Below are 17,502 nucleotides of genomic sequence, written 5' to 3'. Positions count from 1 at the left end.
CGCGGGCGGGCCCACTCAGGAGTCGTGTTCGCGCGGCGATGTTTCACGTGAAACAACGTCCTCGGACTCCCGGCCGAAGCGGGCCATGACCACGCAGACGGCTCCGTACAACGCTGCGACGAGAACCACGAGCGGGACGGAGCGGCCGTCGGGCGGGAGCATCAGCGCCGCGACTCCGGCGGCCCCGACGAACGAGACGTTGAACAGCACGTCGTAGACGGAGAAGATCCGGCCCCGGAACCCGTCGTCCACCGAGGACTGGACGAGGGTGTCCGTCGCGATCTTCGCGCCCTGGGTGGTGAGTCCGAGGACGAAGGCGGCCACCAGTATCGGGGGCGGTTCGAAGGCGAGGCCGAGGGCGAGCTCCAGGACGGCGGCGACGCCCGCGCAGATTGTGATCCAGCCGCTGGGCCCGAAGCGTCCGGCAGCCGCCGGGGTGACGACGGCCGCGACGAAGAAGCCGGCCCCCGACACCCCCACGGCGAGTCCGAGCAGGGCCAGTCCCTCGGACTCCGTGGACGACCAGGCGTACCGGCACAGCATCAGCACCATGACGAGCAGGGCGCCGTAACAGAACCGCATGACGGTCATCGCGGCCAGCGAGCGCGTCGCGGCCGGCCGGGAGGCGAGGTGCCGCACGCCGGAGAGCAGATCCCGCGCGGCCCCGGCCAGGGCGGCATGGAGCCGGGGCTGGACGAGTTCGGGATCGGGGCCGAGCAGTTCGGCGTCCATGGACAGGGACGCGAGCGCCGCGCAGAGATAGAGGAAGGCGCCGAGCAGGACGACGGCCGCGTCGGAGTCCGAGGCGATCAGACGGACACCGAAGGCCAGACCGCCGCCCAGCGTCGCGGCGAGGGTGCCGGCGGTCGGGGAGAGCGAGTTCGCGACGACGAGCCGGTCCTCGTCGACCACGCGCGGCAGTGCGGCCGAGAGCCCGGCGAGCACGAAGCGGTTGACTGCCGTCACGCACAGGGCGGAGGCGTAGAAGAGCCAGTCCGGGGAGTGGACCAGCATCAGGACGGCCGTCGCCGAGGCGAGCAGCACGCGCAGAAGGTTGCCGTAGAGGAAGACCTGGCGGCGGCGCCAGCGGTCCAGGAGGACTCCTGCGAACGGTCCCACGAAGGAGTACGGGAGGAGCAGGACGGCCATCGCCGAGGCGATCGCGGCGGGCGAGGTCTGTTTCTCCGGAGAGAAGACGACGTACGTGGCGAGCGCGACCTGGTACACGCCGTCGGCGCCCTGGGAGAGCAGCCGCAGCGTGAGCAGGCGCCGGAAGTCGCGCAGGCGCAGCAGGAGGCGCAGGTCACGGACGACAGCCATGGGGCACAGCCTCACATAAGAGGAAGGCCCCCGGAGGCACGACGTGTGCGATTCCGGGGGCCTGCACAGCCCTCAGGCCGCGGGTGCTCGGCACGCTTCATGTTTCACGTGAAACACCCGCCTGGGGAAGGTCAGCGCTCGACCTCGCCCTTGATGAACTTCTCGACGTTCTCGTAGGCCTCGTCGTCGAAGTACTGAACCGGCGGGGACTTCATGAAGTACGAGGACGCGGAGAGGATCGGGCCGCCGATGCCGCGGTCCTTGGCGATCTTCGCGGCGCGCAGGGCGTCGATGATGACACCCGCCGAGTTCGGGGAGTCCCAGACCTCGAGCTTGTACTCCAGGTTCAGCGGGACCTCACCGAAGGCACGGCCCTCGAGGCGGACGTACGCCCACTTGCGGTCGTCGAGCCACGCGACGTAGTCGGACGGGCCGATGTGGACGTTCTTCTCGCCCAGCTCGCGGTCGCGGATCTGCGAGGTGACGGCCTGGGTCTTCGAGATCTTCTTCGACTCGAGGCGGTCACGCTCGAGCATGTTCTTGAAGTCCATGTTGCCGCCGACGTTGAGCTGCATGGTGCGCTCGAGACGGACACCGCGGTCCTCGAACAGCTTCGCCATCACGCGGTGCGTGATGGTGGCGCCGACCTGCGACTTGATGTCGTCGCCGACGATCGGGACACCGGCCTCGGTGAACTTGTCCGCCCACTCCTTGGTGCCGGCGATGAAGACCGGGAGGGCGTTGACGAACGCGACCTTGGCGTCGATGGCGCACTGCGCGTAGAACTTCGCGGCGTCCTCGGAACCGACGGGCAGGTAGCAGACCAGAACGTCGACCTGCTTGTCCTTGAGGATCTGGACGACGTCGACCGGAGCCTCGGCGGACTCCTCGATCGTCTCCCGGTAGTACTTGCCGAGGCCGTCGAGCGTGTGACCACGCTGGACCTGGACGCCCGTGTTCGGGACGTCGCAGATCTTGATGGTGTTGTTCTCGGAGGCGCCGATGGCGTCGGCCAGGTCGAGGCCGACCTTCTTCGCGTCGACGTCGAACGCGGCGACGAACTCGACGTCACCGACGTGGTAGTCGCCGAACTGGACGTGCATGAGGCCGGGGACCTTGGTCTCCGGGTCAGCGTCCTTGTAGAACTCGACGCCCTGCACCAGCGAGGCGGCGCAGTTGCCTACGCCGACGATGGCTACGCGAACCGAACCCATTCCGGTTGCTCCCTGTGTGTACTGGTGAAGTCCTGAGCGGACTTCACATGGCGGTGTCGTCGGACGGATCCGGCCGGGTGCTGTCCCGATGCCGGGGCAGGCCGCCCGTCTCTCCAGATGTGTCCTGCTGAGCTGCGTCCCCCGGACCCGACCGTTGCTGGTCGCGACCCGCGCGCTCGCTCTCGATGAGCTCGTTCAGCCAGCGCACTTCGCGCTCCACGGACTCCATGCCGTGGCGCTGCAGCTCGAGCGTGTAGTCGTCCAGGCGCTCCCGGGTGCGGGCGAAGGAGAGGCGCATCTTCTCGAGTCGCTCCTCCAGCCGGCTGCGACGGCCCTCGAGGACGCGCATCCGCACGTCGCGCGATGTCTGCCCGAAGAAGGCGAATCGCGCGGCGAAGTGCTCGTCCTCGTACGCATCGGGGCCGGTCTGCGAGAGCAGCTCCTCGAAGTGCTCCTTACCTTCCGCCGTCAACCGGTAGACGATTTTGGCGCGACGTCCTGCGAGCGGGGTCGCGGGAGCGTCTTGGGGACCGGCACCCGTCTCCTCGATCAACCAGCCGTTGGCGACCAGCGTCTTGAGGCAGGGGTAGAGGGTCCCGTAACTGAAGGCTCGGAAGACCCCCAGCGACGTGTTGAGTCGTTTGCGCAGCTCATAGCCGTGCATCGGGGACTCGCGGAGCAGTCCGAGGACGGCGAACTCGAGGATCCCGGAACGCCGGCTCATGTCGCCTCCTCACTGCCGCGGGCCTGTGTATCGACTCTTTATGTCGAGCTGATGTATCGGCTCGATACATCCCGACGATAGAACGAGGTCACGGTTGGGACAAGAGGGATCACGGTGAACGGCGTCACATCACCGATTCGTAGGAAGCAACTTGCCTGATTTGGGGTGAACTTCGCCTCTCGGTGGGTTTTGACGGTGCGTAGTCTGTCCGCCATGCAGACCACCGGGAACCAAGTGATGCCTGGGGGCGTCGTCGTCCCCGGTGGAGTACGGGTGAGTGCCGGAACGGGCTCGTCCGTAGTTCGGGGGGACCGGAAACCAGCCGCCGTCCAGGCGCGACAGCCGCGCCTGCCCTAGGAGTAGTCGTTCGATGAGCGAGCACCGTCGCAAGCCCCCGCAGCCGCAGGGCGGCGGGCGCGCCGCGGCCCGTCGCGGAGCATCCGGAGCATCGTCTGGGCGCCGCGCGGCGCCGCGCGACAACACTGTGTCACCGTCCGATTCCTATGGAGGCGGCGGAGAAGCGTCCTGGGGCGGCCGCGCGGAGGCGCGCCGTGCCGCCCAGCGCGGTGCCGGAGGAGGCAGGCGCAGGGCGCCCGAGGGCGGCGCGGGCCGCGGTGGAGCCGGTGGCGGCGGACGCCGCGGCGGAGGCGGCCCCGGTGGCCCGAACGGGCCCGGACGCGGCAGGGGCCGTGGGCCGGCCCGCCCGGAGAAGAAGAGGTTCATCGACTACCCGCGTGCCTACAAGGACGGCTGGCGCCGCTGGGTGCCCTCCTGGCGCCTGGTGACCGGACTGTGCCTGGGCTTCCTCGGCAGCCTCATGGCCGTCGCGGGCGTCGCGTACGCGCTGGTGGGCGTCCCGAACGTGGCGATCGCGGCCAAGCAGCAGAACAACGTCTACTACTGGTCCAACGGCAAGCCGATGATCGCGACCGGTGGTGTGACCAACCGGCAGATCATCAAGTACGCGGACATCCCGGAGGAGATGCGCTTCGCCGTGATGTCGGCGGAGAACAAGACCTTCGAGACCGACAAGGGCATCGACCCGATGGGTATCGCCCGTGCCGTGGTCAACATGGCCAAGGGCGGCGAGACCCAGGGTGGCTCGACGATCACCCAGCAGTACGTGAAGAACGCGATGCTGGACGACCAGTCGCAGACCGTCTCCCGCAAGTTCAAGGAGCTGCTCGTCTCGATCAAGGTCGGCCGAACGGTCGACAAGGACGACGTGATGGCCGGCTACCTGAACTCCGCGTACTACGGGCGCGGCGCGTACGGCATCCAGGCGGCTGCCCGTACCTACTTCGCCAAGGACGCGTCCGATCTCAACGCGAGCGAGTGTGCGTTCCTCGCGGCCGTGCTCAAGGGCGCGACCTACTACGACCCGGCCGGCTCGCCCGGTATCGACCCGGTCAACGCCACCGCGGAAAAGAACACCGCTCGTGCCGAGCTCCGCTGGAAGTGGATTCTCGACGAAGAGGTCAAGGACGGCCGGCTCACCCAGGCCGAGCGCGGCAAGTTCGACAAGTTCCCCAAGCTGCAGAACCCGCGCAGCAACGCCCAGCTCAGCGGCCAGATCGGTTATCTCGTCGACCTTGCCAAGGCGAGTGTCCTCAGGAACACGGAGATCACCGAGCAGCAGCTCAGCAAGGGCGGCTACGAGATCCACACCACCTTCGACCGCAAGAAGGTGAACGAGCTCGAGAACGCGGTCAAGAAGGTCCGCAAGGAGAACCTCGACCCGAAGCGCACGTTCCAGGGCAAGAAGGTCGACACGCACGTCCAGTTCGGTGGCGCCTCCGTGAACCCCAAGGACGGGGCCATCGAGGCCATCTACGGCGGTGAGGACGCGACCAAGCACTTCACCAACAACGCCGACGTCACCGGTGTCCAGGTCGGCTCGACCTTCAAGCCGTTCGTCCTGGCGGCGGCCTTCGAGTACGGCGTCAAGGATCCGGACGCCGGCAACGACCAGGACGAGACGACGCGCACGATCGTCTCGCCGAAGAGCCTGTTCAGCGGCAAGAACGGCCTGAAGATCAAGGACTACGACGGCACGATCTGGCGGAACGAGAAGGGCGAGGAGTGGAACCAGGAGAACGACGGCAAGCAGTCCTACAACCCGCCCAGCTACCAGATCGACCTGCGTGAGGCCATGCGCGAGTCCGTGAACTCGGCCTATGTGCAGCTGGGCATGGACGTCGGCCTCGACAAGGTGAGGGCGACCGCGACGAAGGCCGGCCTCCTGGAGGACAGCTTCGCGGACTCCAACTACCCGTCCTTCTCCCTCGGCACCTCCGACCCCAGTGCGATCCGTATGGCCGGCGCCTACGGGACGTTCGCCAACAGCGGTCAGCAGAACGACCCGTACTCGGTGAAGTCCATCGACCACGGGGGCGAGACGATCTACCAGCACAAGTCGCAGGCCAAGCGCGCCTTCGACAACCCGGTCGCCGACAACGTGACCGACGTGCTGAAGACCGTGGTCGACAAGGGCACCGGTACCGCGGCGCGGCTGCCCGGCCGCGACGTGGCCGGCAAGACGGGTACGACCGACGGCAACAAGTCGGCCTGGTTCGTCGGCTACACCAAGCAGCTGTCCACCGCGATCACGATGTACCGGATGGACGACAACGAGAAGAACAAGAAGCGCGAGTTCCTCGAGATGTACGGCACCGGTGGTCAGGACAAGATCCACGGTGCCTCGTTCCCGGCCGAGATCTGGCACGACTACATGTCGCAGGCCATGGAGGGCCAGCCCTTCGAGTCCTTCCCGACGCCGGAGCCCATCGGTCAGGTCGTCGGCAAGCCGAGCCCGTCGCCGACCCCGTCGATGACGGCGTCGCCGTCCGAGTCCGCTTCCGCGACTCCGTCCCCGAGCCAGTCCAGCGAGAGCACGTCCCCGTCGCCCACGGAGACCTGCAACAAGTGGAAGGACTGGACGTGCACGACTAACGGCGGCACGACCGACGGAGGGACCACCGACGGCGGGGCCACGGACGGTGGAGTCACTCCGGATCCGTCAGGCAGCGCCACGGACACCACCGGGAGCACACGCGGCAACGGCAACGGAGGGGGCCTCTTCGGAGGCACAGGCTGAGTGAACACGCTGTGTTTCACGTGAAACACAGCGTGACCCAGAGTCGATGAGGGCCGCCGCACCATGCCGGTGCGGCGGCCCTCGCCCTGTACCCAGACTCGTACGGCAGGATGTGCGGCATGCCCAGTGCAGAGACGACGCATGTGAAGCCGGAGGAGCCGGAGCAGGTGCGGCCGACCAGGGAGGACAAGGTCGCCGCCGCCGGTAGCGAGTTCCTCGGGGGCCCCATCGGGTGGCGGGCCCTGACCGGCCGGTCCTGGTGGACCCCCGTACGGGTCATCGCGCTCGTCATGATCGGCATGTTCGCGCTCGGCATGGTGCAGAAGTTCCCCTGCTACGACGGCGCCTGGTTCTACGGCGCCAGCTCGCAGTACACGCACGCCTGCTACTCGGACATCCCGCACCTCTACCAGGGCCGCGGATTCGCCGACGGTCTCATCCCGTACTTCGACCGGCTGCCCGGCGACATGGAGTACCTCGAGTACCCGGTGCTCACCGGTGTGTTCATGGAGGTCGCAGCCTGGCTCACGCCCGGCAGCGGCACCATCCAGCACCAGGAGCAGGTGTACTGGATGGTCAACGCCGGGATGCTGATGATCTGCGCCGCGGTCATCGCCGCGTGCGTGGCCCGGACGCACCGCAGGCGCCCCTGGGACGGCCTCCTGGTCGCTCTCGCTCCCGCGTTCGCCCTGACCTCCACCATCAACTGGGACCTCTTCGCCGTGGCGCTCACCGCCGCGGCGATGCTGATGTGGTCCCGCGGCCGCACCCTCGCGTTCGGCATCCTCATCGGGCTCGCCACGGCCGCCAAGCTCTATCCCGCGCTGCTGCTCGGCCCGCTGTTCGTCCTGTGCTGGCGCGCCGGGAAGTGGCGGGAGTTCGCCGTGGCCGCGTTCGGAGCGGTCGTGGCCTGGCTGGCCATGAACCTGCCGGTGATGCTCATGGCGCCGGACGGCTGGTCGAAGTTCTACACCTTCAGCCAGGAGCGGGGCGTCGACTTCGGCTCGTTCTGGCTGGTCATCTCCCAGCACATGGACACCCCGCTCGACACGGACGTGGTCAACACCCTGGCCTCGGCCCTCATGGTCCTGGCCTGCCTCGGTGTGGCCGCGCTCGCGCTGACCGCGCCGCGCCGACCGCGCTTCGCGCAGCTCGCGTTCCTGGTCGTCGCGGCCTTCGTCCTCACCAACAAGGTCTACTCGCCGCAGTACGTCCTCTGGCTGATCCCGCTCGCCGCCCTGGCCCGGCCCAAGTGGCGGGACTTCCTCGTCTGGCAGGCCTGTGAGGTCGTGTACTTCCTCGGGATCTGGATGTACCTCGCGTACACGACCAGCGGCGACAAGCACCAGGGACTGCCGACCGACGGCTACCAGGCCGCCGTGATCATCCACCTCCTGGGCACGCTCTACCTCTGCGCGATCATCGTGCGCGACATCTGGCTGCCCGAACGCGACGTGGTGCGGCGCTCCGGCGACGACGATCCGTCGGGCGGGGTGCTGGACGGGGCCGAGGACCGGTTCGTCTTCGGGCATGCGGCCTACGTGGCTTGGGAGAAGGAGCACGAGGCGGAGCCGCCGCCACCGGTGAACTGGGGCAAGGACCCCGACGGTTCACTCTGAGCGAACAGCCCGTCAGGGCGCGCTCAGAGCGCGCGGAAGGGGCCGGACACCAGCGGTGTCCGGCCCCTTCCGTTCGGCTCTGTGGCGCCCCTCAGCGGTCCACGAGACGGTCGAACTGTGTGGTGGTGTGCCGCAGGTGGGCCACCAGCTCCTCACCGACCTGCGGCTCGGGAGCGTCCGCGGGCACGAACAGGATCGACACCTGCATGTGCGGCGGCTCGGCGAACCAGCGCTGCTTGCCACCCCAGACGAACGGCGCGAGGTTCCGGTTCACCGTCGCGAGGCCGGCGCGGGCGACGCCCTTGGCGCGCGGCATGACGCCGTGCAGCGCCTTCGGGGCCTCCAGGCCCACCCCGTGCGACGTACCGCCCGCCACGACCACCAGCCAGCCGTCGGAGGCCGCCTTCTGCTGCCGGTAACCGAACCGGTCGCCCTTGGCGACCCGCGTGACGTCCAGGACGGCGCCGCGGTACTCGGTCGCGTCGTGGTCGCCCAGCCACAGGCGCGTGCCGATGCGCGCGCGGAAGCGGGTCTGCGGGAACTGCTGCTGCAGGCGCGCGAGTTCCTCGGCCTTGAGGTGGCTGACGAACATCGTGTGCAGCGGCAGACGCGCCGCGCGCAGCCGGTCCATCCAGCCGATGACCTCCTCGACGGCGTCCGAGCCGTCGGTGCGGTCCAGCGGCAGGTGGATGGCGAAGCCCTCCAGCCGCACGTCCTGGATGGCGTGCGCGAGCTGCGGAAGGTCCTGCTCGCTCACCCCGTGCCGCTTCATCGAGGACATGACCTCGATGACGACACGGGCGCCGACCAGGCCGTGGACGCCGTCCACGGAGGAGACGGAGCGGATGACGCGGTCGGGCAGCGGCACCGGCTCCTCGCCGCGCCGGAACGGCGTCAGGACCAGCAGGTCACCGCTGAACCAGTCCTTGATCCGGGCGGCCTCGTACGTGGTGCCCACGGCGAGGATGTCCGACCCCATGCGGGTCGCCTCCTCCGCGAGGCGTTCGTGGCCGAAGCCGTAGCCGTTGCCCTTGCAGACGGGGACGAGCCCCGGAAACTGCTCGAGCACGTGCTTGTGGTGTGCCCGCCAGCGCGCGGTGTCGACATAGAGCGTGAGCGCCATGGCCGGTCCCGGAACCTTTCTCGTGGCTGCGGTGTATCAGAGGTATGAAGAAACTTTGGAGCTACGTGAATTGTGCCGGGTCCGCCCCGAAAGCGAAGCGGGTGGGGCCGGGGAGGACCTGTGACGGTCCCCCGCACGGCCGCCGGTCAGCGCCGCGACATGTAGATGTCGAGCGCCTTGTGCAGCAGCTTGTTGAGCGGGAAGTCCCACTCGCCGAGGTACTCGGCCGCCTGCCCGCCCGTGCCGACCTTGAACTGGATGAGGCCGAAGAGGTGGTCCGTCTCGTCGAGGGAGTCGGAGATGCCGCGCAGGTCGTAGACCGTGGCGCCGAGCGCGTACGCGTCACGCAGCATGCGCCACTGCATCGCGTTCGAGGGCCGGACCTCACGGCCGATGTTGTCCGAGGCGCCGTAGGAGTACCAGACGTGCCCGCCGACGACGAGCATCGTCGCGGCCGACAGGTTCACCCCGTTGTGCCGGGCGAAGTACAGCCGCATGCGGTTCGGGTCCTCGGTGTTGAGGGCCGTCCACATCTGCTGGAAGTACGAGAGCGGACGCGGCCGGAAGTGGTCGCGCACGGCCGTGATCTCGTACAGACGCTGCCACTCGGCGAGGTCCTGGTAGCCGCCCTGGACGACCTCGACGCCGGCCTTCTCGGCCTTCTTGATGTTGCGCCGCCACAGCTGGTTGAACTGCTTGTGGACCTCTTCCAGGGAGCGGTTCGCGAGCGGCACCTGGTAGACGTAGCGGGGCTGCACGTCGCCGAAGCCGGCACCGCCGTCCTCGCCCTGCTGCCAGCCCATGCGGCGCAGCTTGTCGGCGACCTCGAAGGCGCGGGGCTCGATGAAGTCCGCCTCGATGTCGCGCAGGCGCTTCACATCGGGGTCCTGGATGCCCTTCTTGATGGAAGGGGCCTCCCAGCGGCGGATGATGACCGGCGGGCCCATCTTCACGGAGAAGGCGCCCTGCTGCTTGAGGTGCGCGAGCATCGGCCGCAGCCACTCTTCGAGGTTCGGCGCGTACCAGTTGATGACCGGGCCCTCGGGCAGATAGGCCAGGTAACGCTTGATCTTGGGCAGCTGGCGGTAGAGCACCAGGCCCGCGCCGACCATCTCGCCGGTCTTGTCGTCGAACCAGCCGAGGTTCTCGGAGCGCCACTCCGACTTCACATCTGCCCATGCGGGGACCTGCATGTGGCTAGCCGACGGCAGGCTCTGGATGTACGCCAGATGCTGCTCGCGACTGATGGTCCTCAGGGTCAGGCTCATTCGGGGCGCTCCTCGGGCTGGTGTGTCCCCATGGGTACAGGGGCTCCGGCTCTCGCGCCGAAGCCTACTGCGCCCTGCGAGCGCCCCGACTGGCCGTATGGAGGTCAGTCCGCGTCGGACCGTGTGACCTCAGCCGATCACGCCGCCGAAGAGGCCTCCGTGCGCCATGCCGATGAAGAAGCCGACCGCCGAGGCACCGAGCCCCAGAATCATCCCGAACCGCTCGCGGGTCGTCACCGAGATGAACTGGCCGTACGCCCCGGTCAGGATCCCGACGAGCCCCGCCCAGGAGCTGAGCAGGTGCAGCCCGCTCCAGATCGAGGTGATGATCGCGATCGCGCCGAGCACCACCGTCACGCCGAGCAGCGTGTCCTGGAGCGGATGGGGCTTTCCGTCCGTGGCGAGAAGAGAGCCGGCCGTGGTGCTGTTGGGTCGCATTGCTTGTGCCATGAGGGCACCTCCTGCGGAAGGCGGCGCATCGTAGCGCCATACACACCCGATGTGTACAGAGTGCGGCTGTCCGCTGCCGGATTTCAACCGGAAGCCGAGGTGCGGGTAGTCTGTACCGTCTGCATCGGTGTCTGTCCACATCCCGACCAGGGATGCAGGCCCGCTGATCTGCTCGGCCCTCCTCGACGAGGGCCGATTGTCAGTGGTCCCCGATACCGTTGCTCACGCATAACAACCCTCCTGCCACGGAACGACCGTGGCCGCTGAGTCCAAAGGAGGTGGGTTCCACATGCGTCACTACGAGGTGATGGTCATCCTCGACCCCGATCTGGAGGAGCGCGCTGTCGCCCCCCTGATCGAGAACTTCCTCTCCGTCGTCCGTGAGGGCAACGGAAAGGTGGAGAAGGTCGACACCTGGGGCCGTCGTCGTCTCTCGTACGAGATCAAGAAGAAGCCCGAGGGCATCTACTCGGTCATCGACCTGCAGGCCGAGCCTGCGGTCGTCAAGGAGCTCGACCGCCAGATGAACCTGAACGAGTCGGTCCTCCGGACCAAGGTCCTCCGCCCCGAGACCCACTGAACTTCCTAGTTCAGCGGCACTCGGGATTCGAGTAGCAGCAAGCAGTCCGCAGCAAACCCGCCGAGAGGTTTTCCATGGCAGGCGAGACCGTCATCACGGTCGTCGGCAATCTTGTCGACGACCCCGAGCTGCGCTTCACCCCCTCCGGTGCGGCGGTCGCGAAGTTCCGTGTCGCGTCCACTCCCCGCACCTTCGACCGTCAGACGAACGAGTGGAAGGACGGCGAGAGCCTGTTCCTGACCTGCTCGGTCTGGCGTCAGGCGGCGGAGAACGTCGCGGAGTCGCTCCAGCGAGGCATGCGCGTCATCGTGCAGGGCCGGCTGAAGCAGCGGTCCTACGAGGACCGTGAGGGCGTCAAGCGCACGGTCTACGAGCTGGATGTCGAGGAAGTCGGCGCCAGCCTGCGCAGCGCCACGGCCAAGGTCACCAAGACCAGTGGTGGCGGCCGCGGTGGCCAGGGTGGATACGGCGGCGGTGGCGGCGGCCAGCAGGGCGGCGGCTGGGGCGGTGGCCCCGGTGGCGGTCAGCAGCAGGGTGGCGGCGGTGCTCCCGCCGACGACCCCTGGGCGACCGGTTCGCCGGCCGGCGGCGGCCAGCAGCAGGGCGGCGGCGGTGGCGGCTGGGGCGGAAGCTCCGGCGGCTCCGGCGGCGGCTACTCGGACGAGCCCCCCTTCTAGGGACCAGTGCCCTTCCGGGGCCGGGCTCGTACCCACACTTCTTGATCACACAGGAGAAACACCATGGCGAAGCCGCCTGTGCGCAAGCCGAAGAAGAAGGTCTGCGCTTTCTGCAAGGACAAGGTCACGTACGTGGACTACAAGGACACGAACATGCTGCGGAAGTTCATTTCCGACCGCGGCAAGATCCGTGCCCGCCGCGTGACCGGCAACTGCACGCAGCACCAGCGTGACGTCGCCACGGCCGTGAAGAACAGCCGTGAGATGGCGCTGCTGCCCTACACGTCCACCGCGCGATAAGGGAAGGGTGACCGAAAAATGAAGATCATCCTGACCCACGAGGTCTCTGGCCTCGGCACCGCCGGCGACGTCGTCGACGTCAAGGACGGGTACGCCCGCAACTACCTGGTCCCGCGTGGTTTCGCGATCCGCTGGACCAAGGGTGGCGAGCAGGACGTGGCGCAGATCCGCCGCGCCCGCAAGATCCACGAGATCGCGACCATCGAGCAGGCCAACGAGATCAAGGCCCAGCTCGAGGGTGTCAAGGTCCGTCTGGCCGTCCGCTCCGGCGACGCCGGTCGTCTGTTCGGTTCCGTCACGCAGGCTGACGTCGCTTCGGCGATCGAGACCGCGGGCGGCCCGAAGGTCGACAAGCGCCGTGTCGAGCTGGGCTCGCCGATCAAGACGCTGGGCGCCCACTCGGCGACCGTGCGTCTGCACCCCGAGGTTGCCGCCAAGGTCAACGTCGAGGTCGTCTCTGCCTGAGCCCTGCTCTGAGCAGCGCTGAAGCGAATGTGGGGCCGCACCCTCCGGGGTGCGGCCCCACATGCTTGCCGGGGTGTGGTCACGGCGCCTGCGGACCGGTGGTTTCACGGCCGTGGGCGCGGCACGGTGTTTCACGTGAAACGGTGCGCTTCGGGTCGTACGGGACGGGTCAGCGGGTCGCACCGGTGATGGCCCAGCGGCCGGAGCGGTAGCGCATCCAGAGGGTTGCCATGCGGACTGCCATCATCAGGGTCATCGCACCCCAGAGGGCGGTGAGTCCGCCGCCGAGAACCGGCACCAGCAGGGCGACGGGTGTGAAGACGGCCAGGGTGATCAGCATGGCCCAGGCCAGGTACGGGCCGTCGCCCGCGCCCATGAGGACACCGTCGAGCACGAAGACGATGCCGCAGATCGGCTGGGACAGGGCCACGACGACGAGGGCGGGCAGGGCGGCGTCCTGCACGACCGGGTCACTGGTGAACAGCGGCACGAAGAGTGGCCGGGTGAGGATGACCAGGACACCGAGGACCACGCCGGACGCGATGCCCCACTGGACCATGCGGCGGCACACGTCGCGGGCGCCCTGGGCGTCGTCCGCGCCGAGATAGCGCCCGATGATGGCCTGGCCTGCGATGGCGATGGCGTCGAGGGCGAAGGCCAGCAGGCTCCACAGCGACAGGATGATCTGGTGGGCGGCCACGTCGGCGTCGCCGAGCCGGGCCGCGACCGCTGTGGCGATCATCAGGATCGCGCGCAGCGAGAGCGTGCGGACCAGGAGCGGGGCGCCTGCCTGGGCGCAGGCGCGGATGCCGGCCGCGTCCGGGCGGAGCGAGGCGCCGTGGCGCCTCGCTCCCCGGACGACCACGACGAGGTAGATGACGGCCATGCCGATCTGGGCGATGACCGTGCCCCAGGCGGAGCCGGCGATGCCGAGGTCGGCGCCGTAGACCAGGCCCGCGTTGAGCGCGCCGTTGGCGATGAAGCCGGCGACGGCGACGTAGAGGGGGGTCTTGGTGTTCTGCAGGCCGCGCAGGACGCCGGTGGCGGCGAGGACGACAAGCATCGCGGGGATGCCGAGGGCGGAGATCCGCAGATAGGTGACCGCGTAGGGCGCGGCCGTGTCGGAGGCGCCGAAGAGGTCGATCAGGGTGGGTGCGGTGGGCAGGACGACCGCGATGACCGCGGCCCCGAGGATCAGCGCGAGCCAGATGCCGTCCATGCCCTGCTGGATCGCGGCGCGCAGATCGCCGGCGCCGACCCGGCGGGCGACCGCGGCGGTGGTCGCGTAGGCGAGGAAGACGAAGACGCTGACCGCGGTCGTCAGCAGGGCCGAGGCGACGGCGAGACCGGCGAGCTGGGACGTGCCGAGGTGGCCGACGATGGCGCTGTCGGCCATGAGGAAGAGCGGCTCCGCGACGAGTGCGCCGAAGGCCGGGACGGCCAGGGCGACGATCTCGCGGTCGTGCCGGCGCCGGGCGGCCTTGGGTGTCGCGGGAGCCTGTGTCATGGGCACCAATCTAATCTTCCACAGGTAAGAGATGCAACTGCCGAGAGACCCTTACTTGTGGAGCTCTTCCGCGTGTCGCGCGGCGGTATCCACAGAGATCTTGCGCCGACCGGGAAAGTTTTTCTTCTGCACAGCCGGTGGACGGCAAAACGGCAGGTCAGAAGGTGTGTGCAGAAAGGCCTGAGGGCTTGTTCACAGGGCTGTCCACCGTGTCGTGCACAGGTTTTCCCCAGTTGTCCACAGCGAGAGGCCCGTCATCCACACCGCCTGTGGATAACCAGATTGGCTGACGGTGCCCGCGCGCCTACCGTGGTGCGGCGCCCACCGTGTCCTGACACCTCGGAAACCTCGCGGATCCGACGCGTCAGAAGCGGAATCGGGCCCCTGATTTGTCAGTGTCGTGCCGTAGGAATGAGAGGCACGGCGAGGTCCGCTCGGCGGACGGGAGGAGGTGGCCCGGTGAGTATCTCCGAGCCATTGGACGACCCCTGGGCCGACAGCGGTCCGAGTGATCGTCTGCCCCCCACCCGCCGCCGGCGGGACGGCGGCCGAGGTCCGGGGGACCAGCACGAGCGAGGCCGGGAAGAAGGTGGCTGGGACGAGGGTCCCGCCACCTTCGAGCGCGTTCCGCCGCAGGACCTCGACGCCGAGCAGTCCGTGCTCGGCGGCATGCTCCTGTCGAAGGACGCGATCGCCGACGTCGTCGAGGTCCTCAAGGCGGCGGACTTCTACAAACCCGCCCATGAAACGATCTTTCAGGCGATTCTCGACGTCTACGCCAAGGGCGAGCCGGCCGACCCGATCACCATCGCCGCCGAACTCACCAAGCGTGGCGAGATCAACAAGGTGGGTGGCGCCTCCTATCTGCACACCCTCGTCCAGACGGTGCCGACGGCTGCGAACGCCGAGTACTACGCGGAGATCGTCCACGAGCGCGCGGTCCTGCGGCGCCTGGTCGAGGCGGGCACGCGCATCACGCAGATGGGATACGCGGCCGACGACGAGGTCGACGAGATCGTCAACAAGGCGCAGGCCGAGATCTACGCGGTCACCGAGCAGCGCACCAGCGAGGACTACCTCCCGCTCGGCGACATCATGGAGGGCGCCCTCGACGAGATCGAGGCGATCGGCTCGCGCAGCGGCGAGATGACCGGTGTGCCGACCGGCTTCACCGACTTCGACTCGCTGACCAACGGCCTGCACCCCGGCCAGATGATCGTCATCGCCGCCCGCCCCGCGATGGGCAAGTCGACGCTCGCCCTGGACTTCGCGCGCGCGGCATCCATCAAGCACAACCTGCCGAGCGTCATCTTCTCCCTCGAAATGGGGCGCAACGAGATCGCGATGCGTCTGCTGTCGGCCGAGGCGCGGGTGGCCCTGCACCACATGCGCTCCGGCACGATGACCGACGAGGACTGGACGCGCCTCGCGCGCCGGATGCCCGAGGTCTCGGCGGCCCCGCTCTACATCGACGACTCGCCGAACCTGTCGATGATGGAGATCCGCGCGAAGTGCCGCCGCCTCAAGCAGCGCAACGACATCAAGCTCGTGATCATCGACTACCTGCAGCTGATGCAGGCCGGTGGTTCCAAGCGTTCCGAGAGCCGTCAGCAGGAAGTCTCGGACATGTCGCGAAACCTGAAGCTGCTCGCCAAGGAGCTCGAGGTCCCGGTCATCGCGCTCTCGCAGCTGAACCGTGGTCCCGAGCAGCGCACGGACAAGAAGCCGATGGTGTCCGACCTGCGTGAGTCCGGCTCCATCGAGCAGGACGCGGACATGGTCATCCTGCTGCACCGCGAGGACGCCTACGAGAAGGAGTCGCCGCGCGCGGGCGAGGCCGACATCATCGTCGGCAAGCACCGTAACGGCCCGACGGCCACGATCACCGTCGCCTTCCAGGGCCACTACTCCCGCTTCGTGGACATGGCGCAGACCTGATCGAGGACGGCCGCCCGGCGACGGCAGGCTTCAGCCGGGCTGGAAGAAAGCGAGCATCTTCCGTGCGGCGTCCGGCGCCGTCAGCATGTTCTGGAGGTCCGTGGACATCCGGGCGGCGGCGCCGGTCCGCTCGAACATCTCACGCTCGTACGTCCTGACCGCCGCGGCGAAGTCGCCCGGGTGCGCGGCCAGCGCGAGGCCGAGCTCGGCGCCGTCGAGCAGCGCCATGTTGGCGCCCTCTCCCACCGGCGGCATCAGATGCGCGGCATCGCCGACCAGCGTGACGTCCGGTGCGGACGGCCAGGTCAGACCGACCGGGAGTGTGTAGAGGGACCGCGGGACGACTGTGTCGTCACAGGCCTCGATCAGCGCGGTGAACCGTGCGTCCCAGCCGGGGAGCAGCTCGATCAGCCGCGCCCGGGCCCCGGCCGGATCGTCGAGCGGTATCCCGCTGGTGGCGAACCAGTTCTCGGCGGTGCCGTGGAAGGTGAGGCCGATGCGGACGCGGCCGTCGCCGTTGCGCTGCGCCGCCAGGGACTTTCCGTCGCCGAGCACCCAGTAGGTGCCGCGTCCGACCATCGCCGCGAGGTCGGGGTGCGTGCGGTCGACGTCGGGGATGCCGATCTCCACGACGTTCTGGCCGAGGTGTGCCGGCCGGGCGTCGGTGAGCAGCGGGCGGACCCGTGAGTGCGCGCCGTCCGCGCCGACCAGCAGGTCGTACGGCGCGCGGGCACCGTCCGCGAAGCGCAGCAGGCCGTCGCCGGCGGACGTGAACGCGTGTCCCCAGCGCACCGTGCCCTCGGGCAGGGAATCCAGCAGCAGAGCGCGCAGATCGGCACGGTCCACCTCGGGCCGGTCGAGCGGGGCGTCGTCGGGGGTGTCCTCCTGGAGAAGCAGCGTGCCGTCCGGTTCGAGCAGACGCATGTCCTGACCCTCGCCACGGGCGATCGTGTGGAACTCGTCGATGAGTCCTGCCTCGCGCAGCGCCCGCTGCCCCGAGTGGATGTCGAGCATGCCGCCCTGTCCGCGCGCGTGGCGGGACGCCTCCCGCTCGTAGACGACGGCCTCGATGCCGTTCACATGCAGGACCCGGGCCAGGGCCAGGCCGCCCAGCCCGGCTCCGACGATCGCGATGCTCATGGTCGCCTCCTCTTCAGCGATGCAGCAGTGCAGTCGGTGCAGCAGTGCCGTCGTGCAGCGATACATCGATCGATACAGCG

At 68.5% G+C, this 17,502-nt stretch carries 15 protein-coding genes; 7 read left to right on the top strand and 8 right to left on the bottom strand.

Translation table 11 applies throughout. From position 1 onward, the window contains the following. Positions 1 to 15: 15 nt before the first annotated feature. From IAG42_RS17710 to IAG42_RS17700, 3 genes are all read right to left on the bottom strand, one after another. Positions 16 to 1,320 (bottom strand): MFS transporter, encoded by a 1,305-nt coding sequence (locus IAG42_RS17710; RefSeq protein ID WP_188337952.1) that lies wholly within the window; start codon positions 1,318 to 1,320, stop codon positions 16 to 18. A gap of 131 nt (positions 1,321 to 1,451) precedes the next feature. After that, positions 1,452 to 2,534: an inositol-3-phosphate synthase gene (locus IAG42_RS17705; protein ID WP_188337951.1), complete on the bottom strand. Its 1,083-nt coding sequence runs from the start codon at positions 2,532 to 2,534 to the stop codon at positions 1,452 to 1,454. Positions 2,535 to 2,577: 43 nt separating this feature from the next. Beyond that, positions 2,578 to 3,258, bottom strand: coding sequence for a PadR family transcriptional regulator (locus IAG42_RS17700; RefSeq protein ID WP_188337950.1), 681 nt, complete (start codon positions 3,256 to 3,258; stop codon positions 2,578 to 2,580). A gap of 370 nt (positions 3,259 to 3,628) precedes the next feature. On the opposite strand from IAG42_RS17700, the gene IAG42_RS17695 reads away from it, so the two are divergent. Together IAG42_RS17695 and IAG42_RS17690 are read left to right on the top strand one after the other, a co-directional pair. Continuing rightward, complete coding sequence (locus tag IAG42_RS17695) at positions 3,629 to 6,355, top strand: transglycosylase domain-containing protein (protein ID WP_188337949.1); 2,727 nt, start codon at positions 3,629 to 3,631, stop codon at positions 6,353 to 6,355. Between the two features lie 110 nt (positions 6,356 to 6,465). Beyond that, positions 6,466 to 7,974, top strand: a complete 1,509-nt coding sequence (locus IAG42_RS17690; protein WP_188337948.1) for a glycosyltransferase family 87 protein — start codon at positions 6,466 to 6,468, stop codon at positions 7,972 to 7,974. A gap of 91 nt (positions 7,975 to 8,065) precedes the next feature. Here IAG42_RS17690 and IAG42_RS17685 read toward each other — a convergent pair whose 3' ends face one another. The 3 genes from IAG42_RS17685 to IAG42_RS17675 form a co-directional block, all read right to left on the bottom strand. Next, positions 8,066 to 9,097, bottom strand: a complete 1,032-nt coding sequence (locus IAG42_RS17685; protein ID WP_188337947.1) for an alanine racemase — start codon at positions 9,095 to 9,097, stop codon at positions 8,066 to 8,068. A 146-nt stretch (positions 9,098 to 9,243) separates the two neighbouring features. Next, positions 9,244 to 10,365, bottom strand: coding sequence for a peptidoglycan bridge formation glycyltransferase FemX (gene femX, locus IAG42_RS17680; protein ID WP_188337946.1), 1,122 nt, complete (start codon positions 10,363 to 10,365; stop codon positions 9,244 to 9,246). Positions 10,366 to 10,494: 129 nt separating this feature from the next. After that, entirely contained in the window at positions 10,495 to 10,815 is a 321-nt protein-coding gene (locus tag IAG42_RS17675) for a hypothetical protein (RefSeq protein ID WP_188337945.1), read from the bottom strand. Positions 10,816 to 11,104: 289 nt separating this feature from the next. On the opposite strand from IAG42_RS17675, the gene rpsF reads away from it, so the two are divergent. From rpsF to rplI, 4 genes are all read left to right on the top strand, one after another. Further along, a complete protein-coding gene (rpsF, locus tag IAG42_RS17670) occupies positions 11,105 to 11,395 on the top strand; it encodes a 30S ribosomal protein S6 (RefSeq protein WP_005482942.1) in 291 nt (96 codons plus the stop codon). 74 nt (positions 11,396 to 11,469) lie between these two features. Continuing rightward, on the top strand, positions 11,470 to 12,072 hold the full coding sequence (locus IAG42_RS17665) for a single-stranded DNA-binding protein (RefSeq protein ID WP_188337944.1): 603 nt from the start codon (positions 11,470 to 11,472) through the stop codon (positions 12,070 to 12,072). Between the two features lie 63 nt (positions 12,073 to 12,135). Beyond that, positions 12,136 to 12,372, top strand: a complete 237-nt coding sequence (rpsR, locus tag IAG42_RS17660) for a 30S ribosomal protein S18 (protein ID WP_003949403.1) — start codon at positions 12,136 to 12,138, stop codon at positions 12,370 to 12,372. An 18-nt stretch (positions 12,373 to 12,390) separates the two neighbouring features. After that, positions 12,391 to 12,837 (top strand): 50S ribosomal protein L9, encoded by a 447-nt coding sequence (gene rplI / locus IAG42_RS17655; protein ID WP_188337943.1) that lies wholly within the window; start codon positions 12,391 to 12,393, stop codon positions 12,835 to 12,837. Between the two features lie 169 nt (positions 12,838 to 13,006). Here the strand turns inward: rplI and IAG42_RS17650 are convergent, their stop codons facing one another. Then, positions 13,007 to 14,353 carry an MATE family efflux transporter gene (locus IAG42_RS17650; protein WP_394811221.1) on the bottom strand — a complete coding sequence of 449 codons (1,347 nt, stop codon included), beginning with the start codon at positions 14,351 to 14,353 and terminating at the stop codon, positions 13,007 to 13,009. A gap of 450 nt (positions 14,354 to 14,803) precedes the next feature. Between IAG42_RS17650 and dnaB the strand changes: the two genes are divergently transcribed. After that, complete coding sequence (dnaB, locus tag IAG42_RS17645) at positions 14,804 to 16,282, top strand: replicative DNA helicase (RefSeq protein ID WP_188337941.1); 1,479 nt, start codon at positions 14,804 to 14,806, stop codon at positions 16,280 to 16,282. Positions 16,283 to 16,312: 30 nt separating this feature from the next. On the opposite strand, the gene IAG42_RS17640 is transcribed toward dnaB, so the two are convergent. Beyond that, on the bottom strand, positions 16,313 to 17,422 hold the full coding sequence (locus tag IAG42_RS17640; RefSeq protein ID WP_188337940.1) for an FAD-dependent oxidoreductase: 1,110 nt from the start codon (positions 17,420 to 17,422) through the stop codon (positions 16,313 to 16,315). Positions 17,423 to 17,502 lie beyond the last annotated feature (80 nt).

Source organism: Streptomyces xanthii, assembly GCF_014621695.1.
In the GTDB taxonomy this organism is placed as follows: Bacteria; Actinomycetota; Actinomycetes; order Streptomycetales; family Streptomycetaceae; genus Streptomyces; species Streptomyces xanthii.
This window is presented reverse-complemented; position numbering and strand designations above follow the sequence as displayed.